Annotated in this window: 18 protein-coding genes; 7 read left to right on the top strand and 11 right to left on the bottom strand. The window is 70.0% G+C overall.

Features of this window, described 5'->3' with window-relative positions; translation table 11 throughout:
• Positions 1-323 precede the first annotated feature (323 nt).
• The 7 genes from ACGFNK_RS16295 to ACGFNK_RS16265 all read right to left on the bottom strand — a co-directional run bounded on the left by ACGFNK_RS16295 (position 324) and on the right by ACGFNK_RS16265 (position 6712).
• Complete coding sequence (locus ACGFNK_RS16295) at positions 324-1403, bottom strand: hypothetical protein (RefSeq protein ID WP_393416245.1); 1080 nt, start codon at positions 1401-1403, stop codon at positions 324-326.
• Positions 1403-2065: an RNA polymerase sigma factor gene (locus ACGFNK_RS16290; RefSeq protein WP_393416243.1), complete on the bottom strand. Its 663-nt coding sequence runs from the start codon at positions 2063-2065 to the stop codon at positions 1403-1405. Before ACGFNK_RS16290 ends, ACGFNK_RS16295 begins: the two co-directional genes overlap by 1 nt.
• Before the next feature lie 404 nt (positions 2066-2469).
• Complete coding sequence (locus ACGFNK_RS16285) at positions 2470-3051, bottom strand: hypothetical protein (protein WP_393416241.1); 582 nt, start codon at positions 3049-3051, stop codon at positions 2470-2472.
• Positions 3052-3087: 36 nt separating this feature from the next.
• The gene (locus ACGFNK_RS16280) at positions 3088-3705 is read right to left on the bottom strand and encodes an RNA polymerase sigma factor (RefSeq protein ID WP_393416239.1); all 618 of its coding nucleotides are present in this window, start codon (positions 3703-3705) and stop codon (positions 3088-3090) included.
• Positions 3706-3852: 147 nt separating this feature from the next.
• Entirely contained in the window at positions 3853-4428 is a 576-nt protein-coding gene (locus ACGFNK_RS16275) for a hypothetical protein (RefSeq protein ID WP_393416237.1), read from the bottom strand.
• 110 nt (positions 4429-4538) lie between these two features.
• On the bottom strand, positions 4539-5048 hold the full coding sequence (locus ACGFNK_RS16270; protein ID WP_393416235.1) for a hypothetical protein: 510 nt from the start codon (positions 5046-5048) through the stop codon (positions 4539-4541).
• A gap of 107 nt (positions 5049-5155) precedes the next feature.
• Positions 5156-6712: a glycoside hydrolase family 20 protein gene (locus tag ACGFNK_RS16265; protein ID WP_393416233.1), complete on the bottom strand. Its 1557-nt coding sequence runs from the start codon at positions 6710-6712 to the stop codon at positions 5156-5158.
• Positions 6713-6953: 241 nt separating this feature from the next.
• Here ACGFNK_RS16265 and ACGFNK_RS16260 point away from each other — a divergent pair, with 241 nt between their 5' ends.
• The 5 genes from ACGFNK_RS16260 to ACGFNK_RS16240 all read left to right on the top strand — a co-directional run bounded on the left by ACGFNK_RS16260 (position 6954) and on the right by ACGFNK_RS16240 (position 11260).
• Positions 6954-7562: a 2-oxo-4-hydroxy-4-carboxy-5-ureidoimidazoline decarboxylase gene (locus ACGFNK_RS16260; RefSeq protein ID WP_393416302.1), complete on the top strand. Its 609-nt coding sequence runs from the start codon at positions 6954-6956 to the stop codon at positions 7560-7562.
• 273 nt (positions 7563-7835) lie between these two features.
• Positions 7836-8216, top strand: coding sequence for a succinate dehydrogenase, cytochrome b556 subunit (sdhC, locus tag ACGFNK_RS16255; protein ID WP_393416231.1), 381 nt, complete (start codon positions 7836-7838; stop codon positions 8214-8216).
• Positions 8217-8221: 5 nt separating this feature from the next.
• Positions 8222-8713 (top strand): succinate dehydrogenase hydrophobic membrane anchor subunit, encoded by a 492-nt coding sequence (locus tag ACGFNK_RS16250; protein WP_386351161.1) that lies wholly within the window; start codon positions 8222-8224, stop codon positions 8711-8713.
• A 19-nt stretch (positions 8714-8732) separates the two neighbouring features.
• Positions 8733-10487, top strand: a complete 1755-nt coding sequence (gene sdhA / locus ACGFNK_RS16245) for a succinate dehydrogenase flavoprotein subunit (RefSeq protein WP_393416229.1) — start codon at positions 8733-8735, stop codon at positions 10485-10487.
• Complete coding sequence (locus tag ACGFNK_RS16240; protein ID WP_393416227.1) at positions 10487-11260, top strand: succinate dehydrogenase iron-sulfur subunit; 774 nt, start codon at positions 10487-10489, stop codon at positions 11258-11260. Before sdhA ends, ACGFNK_RS16240 begins: the two co-directional genes overlap by 1 nt.
• A 94-nt stretch (positions 11261-11354) precedes the next feature.
• Here ACGFNK_RS16240 and ACGFNK_RS16235 read toward each other — a convergent pair whose 3' ends face one another.
• The 3 genes from ACGFNK_RS16235 to ACGFNK_RS16225 all read right to left on the bottom strand — a co-directional run bounded on the left by ACGFNK_RS16235 (position 11355) and on the right by ACGFNK_RS16225 (position 12811).
• Positions 11355-11624 carry a TM2 domain-containing protein gene (locus ACGFNK_RS16235; protein ID WP_386351167.1) on the bottom strand — a complete coding sequence of 90 codons (270 nt, stop codon included), beginning with the start codon at positions 11622-11624 and terminating at the stop codon, positions 11355-11357.
• A gap of 325 nt (positions 11625-11949) precedes the next feature.
• Complete coding sequence (locus tag ACGFNK_RS16230) at positions 11950-12360, bottom strand: DUF2752 domain-containing protein (protein ID WP_393416225.1); 411 nt, start codon at positions 12358-12360, stop codon at positions 11950-11952.
• Positions 12350-12811, bottom strand: coding sequence for a TM2 domain-containing protein (locus ACGFNK_RS16225; RefSeq protein WP_393416223.1), 462 nt, complete (start codon positions 12809-12811; stop codon positions 12350-12352). The genes ACGFNK_RS16230 and ACGFNK_RS16225 overlap by 11 nt, the downstream gene beginning before the upstream one ends.
• Before the next feature lie 229 nt (positions 12812-13040).
• Here ACGFNK_RS16225 and ACGFNK_RS16220 point away from each other — a divergent pair, with 229 nt between their 5' ends.
• Both ACGFNK_RS16220 and ACGFNK_RS16215 read left to right on the top strand, forming a co-directional pair.
• A complete protein-coding gene (locus ACGFNK_RS16220; protein WP_393416221.1) occupies positions 13041-13829 on the top strand; it encodes a hypothetical protein in 789 nt (262 codons plus the stop codon).
• A gap of 96 nt (positions 13830-13925) precedes the next feature.
• Positions 13926-14711, top strand: coding sequence for a TetR/AcrR family transcriptional regulator (locus tag ACGFNK_RS16215; protein ID WP_393416300.1), 786 nt, complete (start codon positions 13926-13928; stop codon positions 14709-14711).
• A 48-nt stretch (positions 14712-14759) separates the two neighbouring features.
• Here ACGFNK_RS16215 and ACGFNK_RS16210 read toward each other — a convergent pair whose 3' ends face one another.
• Positions 14760-17210, bottom strand: a complete 2451-nt coding sequence (locus ACGFNK_RS16210) for an MMPL family transporter (RefSeq protein ID WP_393416298.1) — start codon at positions 17208-17210, stop codon at positions 14760-14762.
• Positions 17211-17261: the final 51 nt, after the last annotated feature.

Below are 17261 nucleotides of genomic sequence, written 5' to 3'. Positions count from 1 at the left end.
GTGGGGGGGGGGCCGGGGGGGGGGGGGGGGGGGGGGGGGCGGCGGGGGGGGGGGGGGGGGGGGGGGGGGGGGGGGGGCCGGGCCCCCCCCCGCGCCAGTGTGCACTGAGCCATGGGTACGGGGGGAACCCCGGCTCGTGCGCCAGCCGATGACCAGTCGGCTCACTTAATACTGCGCTGCCGCGGCCGAAAGTGTCACACCCTGCGGGCCAGACCTCTGAAGGCGTACGAAAACGCAGGTCAGAGCCGCGATGGAGTCGAGCACAGCGGAGTCGCGCCGTCCCCTGAGGCCAGGGTCGACGTCTCCTCGCCGGGGGTGGTCCCCTAGGCGGAGGTGGTGGTGAGGGCGGGGGCGGCGCGCTGGACGTCGCTGGTCGGGGCGTCGGTGGCCTGGGTTATTTCGCCCGGCTCTTCGTCCTTGCCCTTCCCGTGCTTGCCGCCCTTCCCTCCCTTCCCGTTTTTCCCGTTCTTGCCGTTCTTCCCGCCGCCGTTGTGGGCCCCGTCGTCGGAGTCGTCGGCGTCGTCGGAGTCGCCGTTGCCCTGGCCGTTCCCCTCGGGCGCCGCGTTGTCCCGGTCCTGGGACTGCGCGAGGACGTTCGTGCAGTACTGCCGTACGCGCTCGGGCCCGTTCGCCGCTTCCTCCAGGCTGCGCCTGCGGTCGGGGCTGAGTTTCTTGCCGTCACGGACGTCCCGACAGGCGGCGGTGATCTTCTGCCACCACTCCGCGGAGCGCGCCTCATTGCCGGCGTCGCCCGCTCCGGGCCGCGAGGGCGTGCTCCCCGGCGCTTCCTTGCGTGCGTCGCCGCCGGTGTCCGGAGCCGAGGGAGAGCCGTCGCCGGTTGAACCGCCTGTGTCGCCGTCCCGATCCGGGACGTCAGGGGCGCCGCCCCGCGTCTCGCCGGGGGACGGAGTGATCAGCGGACGCTTCGGGGTAGCGGGCGCGGTCACCGTCGCTCCGGGTTCCGGATCGTCGTCGGTGAACGGCAGCACTCCGGCCGTGGCGACCATCGCTGCCCCGCCGAGCATCCCGGCGGCCAGCGTGGCGGCGAGCCCGTAACGCACCGGACGGGCCACGCGGGACGGACCGCGACGACCCGCCGAGGCGCGGCCGAGTCGGACGAGTCCCGCGTCGGCGGAGGTGGCCGTGTGCGAATGGCCGCGGTGCCCGAGGCTCGCGTGTTCGCCGTCCCGGGCGGCCTGCGCCTTGCGGAAGGCGGCCATGGCATTGGCCTCGCCCGGGAGTTCCGCGCTGCTCAGCGGGGGTTCGGCGGTCAGCGCGCCCAGCGCGCGGACGAGCCGGTCGGCCTGGTCGCGCTTGTCGGCGTCGACGGTTTCGAGTGGCTCTCCGCGCAGGAGTCGTTCCGCGGTAGTGCGGTCCAACCACTTGTACTGCTCGTCGGCCATCACATGTCCTTCTGCGTCCGCGAACGCATATGCGTCACACCTGCGGACGACACCGCGTCGCTGCGCGGCTCTCTTTGTGGGGGTACGGCACTCAGTGCGCCGGTGGATTCCGGATCCGCGCCGAGCAGCTCCGCGAGCCGCTTCAGACCGCGGTGCGCCGCCGTGCGGACGGCTCCCGGGCGCTTGCCCAGCGTCTCGGCGGCGGTCTTCGCGTCGAGGCCTACGACAACGCGTAGTACGACGGCCTCCGCCTGATCCTGCGGGAGCTGGGCTATGAGGGACAGGGTGTTGCCGGTGGCGAGCGCCTCGATGGCCTCACCGGCGGTGTCGGACTCGGCCGCCCGCCCGGTGAGCTCGGTCTCGTCGCCGCCGATCGCGGGGCGCCGGCCGCGCATCCGTATGTGGTCCAGGGCGCGGTTGCGGGCGATCCGGGCCGCCCAGCCGCGGAAGCGGTCCGCGTCTCCGCTGAAGCGTTCGAGGTCGCGCGCGATCTGCAGCCAGGCCTCTGATGTGACGTCCTCGGCGTCCAGGTCGCCGACCAGCGTCCGTACGTACCCCAGCAGCCGTGGATGCACGGCCCGGTACACAGTCCGGAACGCGGTCTCGTCTCCGTCCTGTGCCGCAAGCACCGCGGCGGTCAGCTCCGCGTCGTCCCCCAGCACGCGCGCCCCTTTTTGCGCCTAAGCCGGCGCCGCTCTCGCGGACCGGGTTCTCGCCGTCGTGGTTCCTCAAGTTGTTGGATGCGGTCCTGCCCCGCATCCGGCGCGAAATGCACGGTACGGCCAGAAAGCGTCTGTCGTCCATGCGCGTACAACGTACTAGCAAGCCTTGCCGCGCCGAGGTGTGACAGAAAACGCACCCTCGGCGCTGTAGAGAGTACGGGTCGCCGCGCGGCCCGTGCCGCGCGACGGTCGGGGCCTCTCCTGTGGGGGGTGGCGGCCCCGGCCGTTGCCATCGGCCATGGTCACGTTGCCGTCGCAGACGCCGGGCCATGTTGTTCTCCGGGCATCTCTGGGCGCATCGCCGCAGTTCGCCGGGCATATCGCCACATCAGATCAGTGTCGGATCAGTTCTTCGGGCCTTGGGTGGGGCCGCCGCCGGGGTTCTTCGGGGGTATGGCCGCCTTGCCGGACTTGCTCGGCTCGGCCGGCTTGTTCGAAGCGGCCGGCCTTTCACCCGTACGGGGGTACGGGGAGCCCGGCTTCTTGACCGGCCGGCCGGAGGGCCCGGTCTCTTCGTCCCGGGCTGACGGCGGACGGTCGGAGGGTGTGGCGGAGAAGCCGTCCCGCTGGCCGGGCGTGGCGGCGGGATCCTCCGCAGTCCGGTCCGGCGCGCTCCTCGAGGGCCGCGGTACGCCGCCGTCGTCGTCCGACGTGCCGACCGAGCCGATCGACGCGAGGGCCACCCCGCCGAGGGTCACGCTCGTCACCAGCGCGGCCAGCGTCGCCCGCAGCGAACGCCCGAGCCTCCGGTGGGCCCGTGGCCGCCAGTCGTCCCGCCGCCGGGTGCGCGCACCGTGGGCTCCCGTCTGGCGTGCGGTGCGGTAGGCGGCGCGGGCGCGGTCCTCGGCGCCCGGGTCGAGCGAGTCGGCGCGTACGGCGGCGGCGAGGAGGTCCTCAAGGGTGGGGGCGTCGCGTCGTTCACCCATGTCCGAGTCCACCCTTACCCAAAGATCGCATGCCGTTCATCCCGACTCCCCCAGCGTCCTGGGGCCGTCATCCGTCACACCTTCTGCACCCAACTGACGAGAGAGGGTCTTCAAACCCCGGTATGAGGCGGTACGTACCGCTCCGGGGCGTTTGCCCAGCACGCGCGCCGCGGCGGGACCGTCCAGGCCCACCACGACCCGCAGCAGTACGGCCTCTGCCTGGTCGCGCGGCAGTCGCGACACCAGCTCCAGGGCGTACTCCGTGGAGATGGACTCCAGTGCCTGGTCGTGCGTGTTGTGTACGCCCGGGAGTTCCAGGACGTCCTGTTCCAGTACGGATGGCCGCGGCCGGGTCTTCTGCCGCCGCAGATGGTCGAGCGCCCGGTGCCGGGCGATGGTCGCGGTCCAGCCGCGGAATCCGGCCCCGTCCCCGCGGAACCGCCCCAGATCCCGGGCGATCTCCAGCCAGGCGTCCGAGGCCACGTCTTCCGCGTCGTCGCCGACAATGCCGCGCAGATAGCCGAGCAGTCCGGGCTGCACCAGCCGGTACGCGACCGAGAAGGCATCCTCGTCCCCCTCCTGCGCCCGCGCGACGGCCATGCCCAGTTCCCCGTCGGCCGCCTGCCCGCGGCGGGGTTTGCCTCCCTGGCCCAACACTGTCCTCGTTCGCACCGAGTTCGCACCGAGATCCGCGCCACGCGCCATGGATCGCCTCGAGGGCGTGCCCTCCAAGGCGATCAGCGCCGGGACGTCCAGAAATGTCACAGCGGCACGAACGTGAGGCAGCCTCTCGGTCCCCTCTCAGACCCGCCCGCGGGCCCGCCGCGACACGACCGCGCGCAAGACGCGCCGCCCCTCCGTCGACAGGTCCAGAGCCTGCCGCAGATTCGCGGCGCCGCCGCCCGACAGCAGTTCCAGGATGGCGACCTGGCGGCGCAGTTCGGCGGCGACGAGGGGCGACATGTGCTGCGTACGGCCCTCGCGGCGGGCCGACACCGAGGACGCGCCGTCGTCCGCCGCGTCCAGCAGGCGGTGGACCTGGAGGGCGGCTACGGAGCAGGCGTCGGCCCATGCGCGCAGGTTTTCGGCGGAACGCTCCACGGGCGCGGCGTCGAGCATGCGACGGGCGAGCGTGGCGGCTTCGCCCTCGGCGGAGACGTCGCCCTCAGGAGTCTGGGAGGCTTCCAGCTCCGCCCGGGCCCGCGCCACGCGCTCGCCCCAGTCCTCGGCCTCCGCGCCCTCGGCGAGGCTCGCCCACAACGGGCGCAGCACCTCGTCGTCACCACCCAGCAAGGGTATGCAGCGGTCCAGACATGCCAGACCGCTGGCGGCAAGACCGCGCTCGTCGGCCTGAGCGATCAGTTCCACCAGGCTCATCCACGCCTCCCTACGGTGGGGCGCCTCTTGTTGCGGAGCCCGCACTTCCCCTTACTGCGTCCTCCGTGGCCGGAACGTCACAGTGCGGAGTGGCCGAATCTCGCCGGGTCTCAGCTGCGCATCACCCCGAGCCGGTCCAGGAACTGGAAGAAGAGCATCTCGGCGGACGGTTCCGCGTCCGCGGTGAACACCTCGAGAAGCTGCTCCTCCTCCGCCGTACGGCCCGACTCGGCGGCCCAGGCCACGGCCCGCTCCGCGGCGTCGCGCGGCTCCAGGAAGTAGTCCTCGACCGTCAGCCCGTTCTCGGCGCCCCCCAGATACCCGGCCATGGCGTCCCGCGCCAGGCAACTCGTCCACGCCCCGCTTTCCGGAGCGGCGGCCTCGACGACCACACACTGGCTGTCCATGACGTACCCGAAGAGCGCGGGCGCGCCCGTCTCCTCGGCGAGGTGGCTCATGTTCCCGACATCACCGGTGCCGTCCTCGATCGGGTACTCCCACACCTGCCAGCCGTCGTCGACCCTCTCGTGCAGCGTCAGGCCCTTGGCCTCCGACAACGCGTCCAGCTCGGCGAGCGGCGACTCGCTCCTGCCGACGACGTAGTACCCCCAGTAACCCATTCCGGCTCCCCCCGGCGTTGCAGTTCAACTCGGCCCCAACGTCATCACAGTCGTACGGCCGTTCGCTACCGAAACGGTCAACTCATCCCAACCGCACCGACTCGACGTCAGCCCAGCTTCTGCGCCAGTCCGGTGAACTCGCCCCACGACGCCCCCGGCTTCCGCGGATCCCACAGCTTCTGTCCCAGCGCCAGCAGCGGCATACGGATCCCCGCGGCCACCTGGTCCTGGGTCTGGGAGTTCGCCAGATCGCACCAGACCGCGAAGGAGCCACCGAGGATCTGGTCGTCGTACTCCTGGGAGACCGGAGTCGTGCCGCGCAGGACGAGGGGCGTCCACTGCTCGTAGATGCGCTGCCCGGTGGGGTAGACGAACTGGTTGGGCTGACCGAGGACGTAGTAGAGGAACTCGTCGTTGTAGTTGATCACCTCGCGGCCCGCCCGCAGGTACTCGGTGGGCTGGCGGGCGCCGATCTCCTTGCCCGTCCAGTACGCGACCTGGATGTCGTCGGCGGCCTGGACGGCACCCCCGGGGAAGAAGCCGTCGTTCCAGGCCCGCGTCGTCCGGTCGTGCCCGCGCATCAGCCCGGCGCGGTCGTTGAGCCATCCGGTCGCCAGGTCCGCGACGCCCGCGTTCGCCCCGTACTTCTTCTGCGCGGCCGCGGCCAGCTGCGGATACGTCGCCTCGGGGTTCGAGACCATCAGCGCCCGGTACTCGTCGGCGCCGAGGTGCCAGTAACGCCCGGGGAACAACTCCGCGTACTCGTTCAGCAGCTCGTCCACGAGGTCCGCCGCCGCGGGCTTGGAGATGTCGACGGCTCCCTGCGTGGCCACGCCGTTCACGTTGCGCAGCTGGAGATCGGGGTGCGCGTCGAGCACCGCGCCGAGGTGGCCCGGCGAGTCGATCTCGGGGACGACGGTGATGTGCCGGCTCTCGGCGAGATCGAGGATGCGGCGCACCTCGGCCTTGGTCAGATGCTGCTCCGACACGACCTCGGGGTGCTTGTCGGACTCGATCCGGAAGCCCTGGTCGTCGGAGAAGTGCAGCCCGAGCTGGTTGTACTTCAGATCCCCCAGCTCACGGATCCGGTCCTCGATCCACCCGGCCGTGAAGTGCTTGCGCGCGATGTCCAGCATGAACCCGCGCTGCGGCTTGGCCGGACTGTCGCGTACGACCCCCTCGGGCGCGGCACCGTCCGCACGCACCGCCTGCTTCAGGGTGCGCGTCCCGTAGAACACGCCCGCTTCCGCCGGCCCGCTGACCCGCACCCGCCCGTCGTTGACGGCCATCGTGTACGACTCGGCTCCGGCGTCCTCGTCGGTGAGGGCCAGCTGTACATCCCCGGCGCGGGCGTCGCCCGTCCCCGCGTACGTGAGCTTCAGCTCCCCGGCGAGCAGCCGCCCCTCGTCCGCGAGGCCGGCGTCGTTCACGACCACGCGGCCCGTGTCGGCCGGACGCCAGCCGGGTCCGCGGGCGGGGGTGTGCTCGCGTACGGCCGGGATCGTACGAGGCGTCGTCGACATCGGATACGTACGACTGGGCGATGGCGAGGCCGCGGGCGGGTCGGTGGGCTGCTGTGTCATCGGCGCGCCGTTGCCCCCGCTCGGCCACAGGGAGACCGTCAGGGCCGTGGCTCCCGCCACGGCCACTCCGGTCACGACCATCAGCGGCCTCCGGCTCCTGACCAGCTGGGGCCTCCGGCCCCTCGTCGCCCGGCGCCCACGCCCGTTCACCACAGATCACCCAATCAATTGCCCTGCCTGTCCCCCCGCGAACCTAGGCCCTCAGCTCATCACGCCACCGTCCACCACACGATCCGAAACTCTGCCGTCCGGGTGAAATTCGGGCATCCCTCGGACAGCTTCGGTCGCACCTCGATAGCGTGAATGTCACATCTCACACTTGATCCACTCCCGAATCAGCGTGACGCCCCCACGGGAGCTTCACCGAACCGCCGAGGAACCCACGCTGCCTGCGCACCGTCCTTCTCGCCACCCGGGGCAGGTCGTCGCCCTGCCCGGGCAGACCCGCTCCAGACCGAGCCCCACAGGCCTGGAGCGGTTCAACGCCGCACCCGCGGACACGGCCGAACGGGCCCTGATCGCCTGCTGCGGCAGCCACCGCTGGGCCCGCCGCCTCGCCGCCCACCGCCCCTACCCGGACCTGGCCTCCCTGCTCGCCGCGGCCGACGAGGCGGCGTACGACCTGACCCCGGCCGACCTCTCCGAGGCCCTGGCCCGCGAGCCCCTCCCCCACATCCCCGCCGACGCCCACTCCGCGGCCCACACAGCCCTGAGGGCAGCCCACGCCGCGTACGAGGCCCGCTTCGGCCACCTGTTCGTCATCTGCCTGGACGACATGCCTCCCGAGGAGACCCTCGACCAGGCACTCGACGCCATCCGGTCACGTTTGGCAAACGATCCCGAGGAGGAACGTTGCCTCACGGCGGATGAGCTCCGCCGTCTGGCAAAGGGCCGCTTGACACGTATGGCCCGCACAGGAGCGCCCCTTTAGGGGCGCGGGGCAGTGACATCAGCGGCTCCGCCGCGGGCGCGAGCAGCCCACAACCAACCCGCACCCGGCAACGAACCAGTCGCCCCGCCCCGTAAGCCACCCTCCCCCGGCGGGTAGCCGTCCGCTGCCTTTTTGATCACATCGGGTAGGCCCGCTGTAAGCATCCCGACAGCACGTCGCTACGATGGCCAGGGCCGGTGGACCGTACCCGGCCGGGCCCGACCGACAGCACAAGCCGGCGCGGCCCCAATCCCCGCTCCCGGAGGAACTTCCGTGCCGGCTGGAACGCTGTACCGCGGCCGGGAAGGAATGTGGTCCTGGGTGGCTCATCGAGTCACCGGCGTCCTCATCTTCTTCTTCCTGTTCGTACACGTGCTGGACACCGCTCTCGTACGTGTCTCCCCCGAGGACTACGACAACGTCGTAGCCACCTACAAGACGCCGATCGTCGCGCTGCTGGAGTACGGCCTCGTCGCCGCGATCCTCTTTCACGCGCTCAACGGTCTGCGGGTCATCGCCGTCGACTTCTGGTCCAAGGGCCCGCGCTACCAGAAGCAGATGCTCTGGACGGTCGTGGGTATCTGGGTCGTGCTGATGATCGGGGCGCTGTACCCGGTTCTCGGCCACGCCGTCCGCGAAGTCTTCGGGAGCTGAGCCTGATGTCCACTACTGAGAAGTCCGCCGCCTCCGGCATCGGCCCCATCGAGGGCGCGGGCGAGCTGGCGTACAGCGTCGACAACCCGGCGCCCTACATCGAGGCGCCGCGGCAACGCACCAAGAAGACCCCGAAGTCGACCCGTGGCAACTTCGAGATGGCCGCATGGCTGTTCATGCGGCTGTCCGGCATCGTCCTGGTCGTCCTGGTCATCGGCCACCTGCTGATCCAGCTCGTCCTCGACGGCGGCGTCTCCAAGATCGGCTTCGCCTTCGTGGCCGGCCGCTGGGCCTCCCCCTGGTGGCAGACCTGGGACCTCGCCATGCTGTGGCTGGCGATGCTGCACGGCGCCAACGGCCTGCGCACGATCATCAACGACTACGCGGAGCGGCCGAACACCCGGCTGTGGCTCAAGGGCCTGCTCTACACCGCCACGGTGTTCACCATCCTGCTGGGCACGCTGGTGATCTTCACCTTCGACCCGAACATCCGCTAGATCCGGGGCTACGAGACTCATGAAGATCCACAAGTACGACACCGTCATCGTCGGCGCGGGTGGCGCCGGCATGCGCGCCGCCATCGAGTCGACGAAGCGCAGCCGGACCGCGGTGCTGACCAAGCTCTACCCGACCCGCTCCCACACGGGCGCCGCGCAGGGCGGTATGGCCGCCGCGCTGGCGAACGTGGAGGAGGACAACTGGGAGTGGCACACCTTCGACACGGTCAAGGGCGGTGACTACCTGGTCGACCAGGACGCCGCCGAGATCCTGGCGAAGGAGGCCATCGACGCCGTCCTCGACCTGGAGAAGATGGGCCTGCCGTTCAACCGGACCCCGGGCGGCACCATCGACCAGCGCCGCTTCGGCGGCCACTCCCGCAACCACGGCGAGGCCCCGGTCCGCCGGTCCTGCTACGCGGCGGACCGCACCGGCCACATGATCCTCCAGACGCTGTACCAGAACTGCGTGAAGGAGGGGGTGGAGTTCTTCAACGAGTTCTACGTCCTGGACCAGCTGATCACCGAGGTCGACGGCATCAAGCGGTCGGCGGGCGTGGTCGCGTACGAGCTGGCCACCGGCGAGATCCACGTCTTCCAGGCGAAGGCCGTGATCTACGCCTCCGGCGGCACCGGCAAGTTCTTCAAGGTGACGTCGAACGCGCACACCCTCACCGGTGACGGCCAGGCGGCCTGCTACCGGCGCGGACTGCCGCTGGAGGACATGGAGTTCTTCCAGTTCCACCCGACCGGCATCTGGCGCATGGGCATCCTCCTGACGGAGGGCGCCCGCGGTGAGGGCGGCATCCTGCGCAACAAGGACGGCGAGCGCTTCATGGAGAAGTACGCGCCCGTCATGAAGGACCTCGCCTCGCGTGACGTCGTCTCCCGGTCCATCTACACCGAGATCCGGGAGGGCCGCGGCTGCGGCCCCGAGGGCGACCACGTCTACCTGGACCTGACCCACCTGCCGCCGGAGCAGCTCGACGCCAAGCTCCCGGACATCACCGAGTTCGCCCGTACGTACCTCGGCATCGAGCCGTACACGGACCCGATCCCGATCCAGCCCACCGCGCACTACGCGATGGGCGGCATCCCGACGAACGTCCAGGGCGAGGTGCTGGCCGACAACACCACGGTCGTACCCGGCCTGTACGCGGCCGGCGAGGTCGCCTGCGTGTCCGTGCACGGCGCCAACCGGCTCGGCACCAACTCGCTGCTCGACATCAACGTCTTCGGCAAGCGGGCCGGCATCGCCGCCGCCGAGTACTCCGCGAAGAACGACTACGTCGAGCTTCCCGAGGACCCGGCGGCGTTCGTGCAGGAGCGGGTCGAGATGCTGCGCGACGCCACGGGCAACGAGCGGGTCTCGGACATCCGCCGCGAGCTGCAGGACTGCATGGACGCCAACGTGATGGTGTTCCGCACCGAGCAGACGATCAAGACGGCGGTCGAGAAGATCGCCGAGCTGCGGGAGCGCTACCTGAACGTCTCGGTCCAGGACAAGGGCAAGCGGTTCAACACCGACCTCCTGGAGGCCATCGAGCTGGGCAACCTGCTCGACCTCGCCGAGGTCATGGCCGTCTCCGCGCTGGCCCGCAAGGAGTCGCGCGGCGGTCACTACCGCGAGGACTACCCGAACCGCGACGACGTCAACTTCATGCGCCACACCATGGCGTACCGCGAGGTGGGCGACGACGGCACCGAGACCGTCCGTCTCGACTACAAGCCGGTCGTCCAGACCCGCTACCAGCCGATGGAGCGTAAGTACTGATGGCAACCCCGACCCTCGACAAGGAAGACGCCAAGCCCGAGCCGGGCTTCGCCGACTCCCCGTACATCACGGTCACCTTCCGGATCCGCCGCTTCAACTCGGAGGTCTCCGCGGAGGCGGCCTGGGAGGACTTCCAGGTCGAGATCGACCCGAAGGAGCGCGTCCTCGACGCGCTGCACAAGATCAAGTGGGACATCGACGGGACGCTGACGTTCCGCCGTTCCTGCGCGCACGGCATCTGCGGCTCGGACGCCATGCGGATCAACGGCAAGAACCGTCTCGCCTGCAAGACGCTGATCAAGGACATCAACCCGGAGAAGCCCATCACGGTCGAGGCCATAAAGGGCCTGACGGTCCTGAAGGACCTGGTCGTGGACATGGACCCGTTCTTCCAGGCGTACCGCGACGTGATGCCCTTCCTGATCACGAAGGACACGAACGAGCCGACGCGCGAGCGTCTGCAGTCCGCCGAGGACCGTGAGCGCTTCGACGACACGACGAAGTGCATCCTGTGCGCCGCCTGCACGTCCTCGTGCCCGGTGTTCTGGAACGACGGCCAGTACTTCGGCCCGGCCGCCATCGTCAACGCCCACCGCTTCATCTTCGACTCGCGTGACGAGGCCGGTGAGCAGCGGCTGGAGATCCTCAACGACAAGGACGGCGTGTGGCGTTGCCGCACGACGTTCAACTGCACGGACGCCTGTCCGCGCGGTATCGAGGTCACCAAGGCGATCCAGGAAGTGAAGCGGGCGCTGATCACGCGCCGCTACTGAGTTCTGCCGAGTTCGCCTGCTCGGGCACTCGCACGAGGGCCCCGTCTCCCACTGGGAGACGGGGCCCTCGGCGTACTGCGGGCTGTGAGCGGGGTCAGCCTCGCAGCACGCGGCCCTGCTTGTCGGTGCGGTCGTTGCTCGTGAAGAACAGGATCGCGTCGATCAGGGCCCAGATGCCGAGGCCACCGCAGGTGAGGAGCTGGGCGACGCCCACGCCGACGGAACCGACGTAGAAGCGGCCGATGCCCAGCCCGCCCAGGAAGAGCTGGAGGACGCCCGCGACGACCTTGGACTTGTCGGAGTACGGGCGGCCCTGCGGGTCGTAGCCGAACGGGGCGTCAGGGGTGGGGACGGGGACAGACATGCGAGTTGCTCCTGGCGTACAGAGGATTGAGGAACGGAATGTTCCGAGCGGTCGCCGGAGGAAACCCGCGACAAGCTGCACGCATGCGCTCGTCCCCCCTGCGGATCATGAAGCCTAGAGGGCGGAAGGAGGTGGGACGAGAGAGGTCAGGTGATCGTATTGATTCCGTGACCCGTTGGCCGAAAGCCAACTTGACACTTGCCGAAGTCCGGTGCGCCAAGCGCCCCTTCAGGTGCGCGGGGCCGTGACATTGTGCGGCTCCGCCGCGTGGGCGCGACCAGCCACGGCGGGGCCCGCAGCTTGGAACCGACAGTCAGCGGAGCGCTCAGTGAAGGTTGCGGACCACAGTCCACGCAACCGCCACGACCAGCACCAGCGCCTGTGCGGAGCGGCGGAGTTCGGGCCGCCAACGCCGGCCGCGCAGACCCTCGAAGCCCCATCGAGCCAGCAGGGCGAGGGCGAAGGGGGAGGCCAGCAGCAAGAGCCGGTTATCGTGCCACGCGGCGCTGAAGTGGCCGTGCATCAGGTCGTACACCATGCGAGTGCCGCCGCAGGCCGGGCAGAGCAGCCCGGTGACGAGACGGAAGGGGCACTGGGGCAGCAGATGCCCCGGCTCGTGCGGATCGGTGCCGTAGAGATAGCCGGCACCGGCGGCCCCGGCGACGAACACGGCAAGCGGTGCCGTCGCCGGGTGTCGCAGTACGGATTCGGGTGCGGATCCGTACTCAGCCGCCACGCAGGACCCGCCCTTGGGAGTCCGTGTTGTTGCTGCCGGTCAGCAGCATGATGCCGTCGATCAGCGCCCAGATGCCGAGGCCGCCGCAGGTGAGGAGCTGGGCGATACCGATGCCCACGCTGCCGATGTAGAACCGGCCGATGCCCAGCGTGCCCAGCGTCAGCTGGAGCACTCCGGCGACGATCTTCGACTTGTCGGAGTACGGCCGCCCCATCGGGTCGTAGCCGTACGGGGCGTTCGGGTCACCCGTGTACATGCCGGGCTGGGGCGGCATGGCACCGGGCGGCGGGTAACCGCCGCCCTGCGGGTACCCGTAGCCGGGCTGCTGCTGGTACGGGCCCTGCTGCTGCCCGCCGGCATAAGGGTTCTGCCCCTGACCACCATTGGGGTTGGCGTTCGGATACCCGTACCCCGGCGGCTGGTTCGGGGGCTGCTGGGGCTGCTCACTCAAGGCGACGACTCCTGTGTTCCGGTGCTCCGGTTGACCCGGTACGCGAGAAAATAGACACGACCGCTCGTCATGTTGTCAGGCCGGACCGGGCAAGTGCCAGCCTGGGTTGCGACTTGCCCGTACAAATGGCTACGTCCTGCCTGTACGGGTGGCTGCGTCGGTCTCTCAACTTCCGTGCGCACATGTCGAGTTGCTGTGACTGACGGGACTGTTGTTACAGACTGGGCCCATGGCATCCCTGAGGAAGACCGCCGCCGCGCTGGCAGCCGCCGCCGCGGTGCTGTTCGCGATACCCCCCACGGCCTCAGCAGGCCCCGCCCCGCACAACACGCACGGCACGCTCGTACGGGAGAACTTCGACCGCCTCCCCCTCGGCCCGGTCACCGCGGGCCGCGGCTGGACCACCGACGCGGAAGGGGGCACGCTCACCGTCACGCCCAGCACCACCGGGCACGGCCGCGAACTCCGTATCCGCACCGAAGGCAACGGCCGCGCCTTCCTGGTCCTCGACGACCTCACCCTGCCCGGCAACAGCGCCTGGGCCCGCATGCGCCTGCGCGTGGCCGACTACCCCACGGCCCCCGACTGGGCCCACTGGACCCTCGCGGAGGCCTCCGGCTCCGACTCCCCCACCCTGGTCCGCCCGCTCGGCGGGCAGTACGTCCCCACCGAGAAGGCCAACTTCTTTGGCGTCGGCTCGGACCTGGGCGCCACCGGCGACTGGACCGCATGGAAGACCTCCTCCCCCGCGACGGCCGGAAAGTGGCAGTGCGTCGAGTTCCACCTGGACGCCACGGACAATCGCGTCACGGTCTACTTGGACGGCGTCGAACAACCCGACCTGACGGTCTCCACCAACAGCCACGGCGGCACCGAGGACGACTTCGTCTTCCCGACCTTCGACAAGCTGAAGCTGGGCTGGCAGCTCTACCAGGCCGACCCCACGCCGTCTTCGTACGACGTCCGCCTGGACGACATCGCCGTCAGCACCCGGCGCGTGGGCGGCTGCGGGGCGTAACCCGGCATCGGCTCGGGGTCGCCCGGCCCCCGGAGCACTCTGAGCGACCAGCCACGAACGGACCCTCAGCTCAGAACCGCGCCCCCAGCGGAGCGCATAGGCTCTGGTGCCGTGCCGGCAGCGAAAGACAGTACGAGTGCGGATGGGTCCGCGGGCTCACAGGGACCGCGCCCACCCCGTACGCCCGCGAAGAGTGAGCAGACGCGGGCCCTGATTCTGGAGACGGCCATGCGGCTGTTCCAGGAGCGGGGTTACGACAAGACGACGATGCGGGCCATCGCCAAGGAGGCCGGGGTCTCCGTCGGGAACGCGTACTACTACTTCGCCGGCAAGGAGCATCTGATCCAGGGCTTCTACGACCGGATCGCCGCCGAACACCAGGTGGCGGTCCGGGCCGTGCTGGAGGTCGAGACGGATCTGGAGGCCCGGTTCGCCGGGATCCTCAAGGCGTGGCTGGACGTTGCCGAGCCCTACCACGAGTTCGCGGTGCAGTTCTTCAAGAACGCCGCCGACCCCGACAGCCCGCTCAGTCCCTTCTCCCCGGAGTCGGAGCACGCGCGCGTGGAGGCGATCGGCGTCTGCCGAGAGGTACTCGTCGGCTCCAAGGCCAAGGTTCCTGCCGAACTGCGGAACATCCTCCCCGAGTTGCTCTGGCTCTCCCAGATGGGGCTCGTCCTGTACTGGGTCTTCGACCGCACCGAACGCCGCGAACGCAGCTACCGTCTCGCCGAACGCGGCGCCCGCCTCACCGCCCTGGGCATCTCCCTGGCCCGCTTCCGCACGCTGCGCCCCCTCGTCCGCGAGGTGCACGAACTGTGCACGGACTTCCTGCCGGGAATGACGAAAGCACTCCCCGATCCCACGAAGAAGCCCAAGGCCTGAGGGACCTTGGGCTTCTCCGTCGAAGTCATCGGACTCATCGGTCGCGCGTCAGTTCACCGCGTCCATCTCGTCCTCCGCGAGCTCCACGTCGTACACCAGCGGCCCCTCTCCGACCGTCACATGGCGGGCCCCGGCGGCATGCCCGGGAGCCGTGGCCGACAGGAGGTAGGCGCCCGGCGCGGGCACCGAGACGATGTACGAGCCGTCGGCCAGGGAGGTCACCGTGTCGAGCCGGAGGCCACCGCCCTGGGAGTGCAGTGTCAGTACGGCCCCCTCGACCGGCCCCCCGTCCGCACCGCGCACGAAGCCGTGGACCACCGTCGAGTGCCCCTTGTCGTCGGGCACGCGCGCGTGGGGCACGTTTTCGGCAGACCCGGCGGCCCCGCCGACTTCGGCGGCCTCCTCCCGCGGTTCCACCGCGAGATGCGGCAGCCGCTTCTCCAGCCCCTCCGGCAGCCACCAGTTGGAGTTCCCCAGGAGGTGCATCGCGGCCGGCACCAGTGCCGTACGCAGGATGAACGCGTCGAGCGCGACCGCCGCGGCCAGCCCGATGCCCGCCATCGCGCCCTCCATGTCACCGCTGAGCACGAAGGCCGAGAAGACGCAGATCATGATCAGGGCAGCGCAGTTGATGACCCTGCTGGTCTCGGCGAGGCCCACCCGGACCGCCCGAGCGTTGTCCTTGGTGTGCACCCACTCCTCGTGCATTCGGCTCACCAGGAACACCTGGTAGTCCATCGACAGCCCGAAGAGCAGCGACAGCATGATGACCGGCAGGAAGGCGGTGATCGGGCCTTCCTTGCCGAGGCCGAGGAGTTCCGCACCCCAGCCCCACTGGAAGATCGCCACCAGCACACCGAACGACGCGGCGGCCGCGATCAGGTTCATCAGGGCGGCCGTCAGCGGCACCACCAGGGAGCGGAAGGCCACCAGGAGGAGCAGGAAACCGAGCGTGATGATCGCCGCGACGAAGTACGGCAGCTGGTCGCCGGTCACGGACGCGAAGTCCTTGAAGATGGCGGTCACTCCGCCCACATGGGCCTCGGTCCCGGACTGCGGGATCACGTCCTCCCGCAGCCGGTCGATCAGCTGGTCCGTCTGCTCGGACTGCGGTGACGTGGTCGGCACGACCTGGATCACCGTGATGCCCTTGGCAGGCGGCGCGGCGGCGACCTGCGCGACACCCTCGGTCGAGCGAATGGCCGAGACGAGCGCTTCCGTGTCGCCGCGTTCCGCGACGACCTGGAGCGGGCCGTTGAAACCGGGCCCGAAGCCCTCGGCGAGCAGGTCGTACGCCTGCCGTGTGGTCGTCGACTCCTGGTGGTTGCCTTGATCGGTGGCGCCGAGCCGGAGCGACAGGACGGGCAGCGCCAGGATCACCATCGCGACCAGTGCCGTGACGGCGACCGAGCGCGGGCGCCTCTCGACGAACGCTGACCAGCGTGCCGCCAGGCCGCTCGCCTCCTCGGACTCCGGTCCCGCGGCGGCGAGCCGGCGCCGCTGCCTGCGGCTGAGGACGCGCATGCCGAGCAGGCCCAGGAGCGCGGGCAGCAGGGTCGTCGCGGCCAGGACGCTCAGGACGACCGTCAGCGAGGTCGCGATGACCACGCCGTCCAGGAAGCGCATGTTCATCACCAGCATTCCGGCGAGCGCGATGCACACCGTGCCACCCGCGAACAGCACCGCCCTGCCCGAGGTGTTGAGGGCCGTGACGGCCGCCTCCTCGGGTTTCATCCCGCGCAGGATGCCCTTCCGGTGCCGCGTCACGATGAACAGCGCGTAATCGATACCGACACCGAGGCCGATCAACGAGCCGAGCAGCGGGGCGACTTCGGGTACGTCGGTGACATGGCTGAGCAGCGAGGTCGCCATGAGGCCCGTGCCGAGCGCCGCGATCGCGACGACGAGCGGCAGCAGCATCGCGAAGAGCGAGCCGAAGGCGATGAAGAGGACGACGGCCGCGGCCACGATGCCGACCATCTCGGCGATGCCGGCGGGCGGCTCCTGGACACGGGTGATCGCCTGACCGCCCAGCTCCACCTGCAGACCGGCGCGTTCGGCGTCCTGCGCCGTGTCGACGACGTCCTCCACCAGCTCCTTGGGCACACCGTTCGCCTGCTCGGTGAAGGTCACCTGGGCGTAGGCGATCCGCCCGTTCTCACTGATCTGTGCGGCTCCCTGGGCGGCGTAGGGGCTGCTGACCTCGCCGACGCCCTCCATCCGCCCGATCTCTTCGAGCGCGGGCTCGATCCGGGAGCGTACGGACTCGTCCCGTACCGTTCCGTCGTCGACCTTCCACACCACCGTGTCGGTGTCGCCCGAGCTCTGCGGGAAGGCCTTCTCCATCAGGTCGTACGCGCGTGTGGAGTCCGTGTTCGGGAGGGAGAAGCTGTTCGCGTAGTCCGTGCCCGCGGCGGAACCCGCGAAGCCCACGCCGAACAGTGCCCCCACCCACAGCAGCAGGACCACCAGCCGGTGCCGATAGCACCAGCGTGCCAATGTCGCCACGCCTCAACGCTCCTTAGTTGTCGGTCGGTTGGTCCCCCAGGT

The sequence above is a fragment of the Streptomyces sp. NPDC048825 genome (assembly GCF_043198355.1).
Lineage (GTDB): Bacteria > Actinomycetota > Actinomycetes > Streptomycetales > Streptomycetaceae > Streptomyces > Streptomyces xiangluensis.
This window is presented reverse-complemented; position numbering and strand designations above follow the sequence as displayed.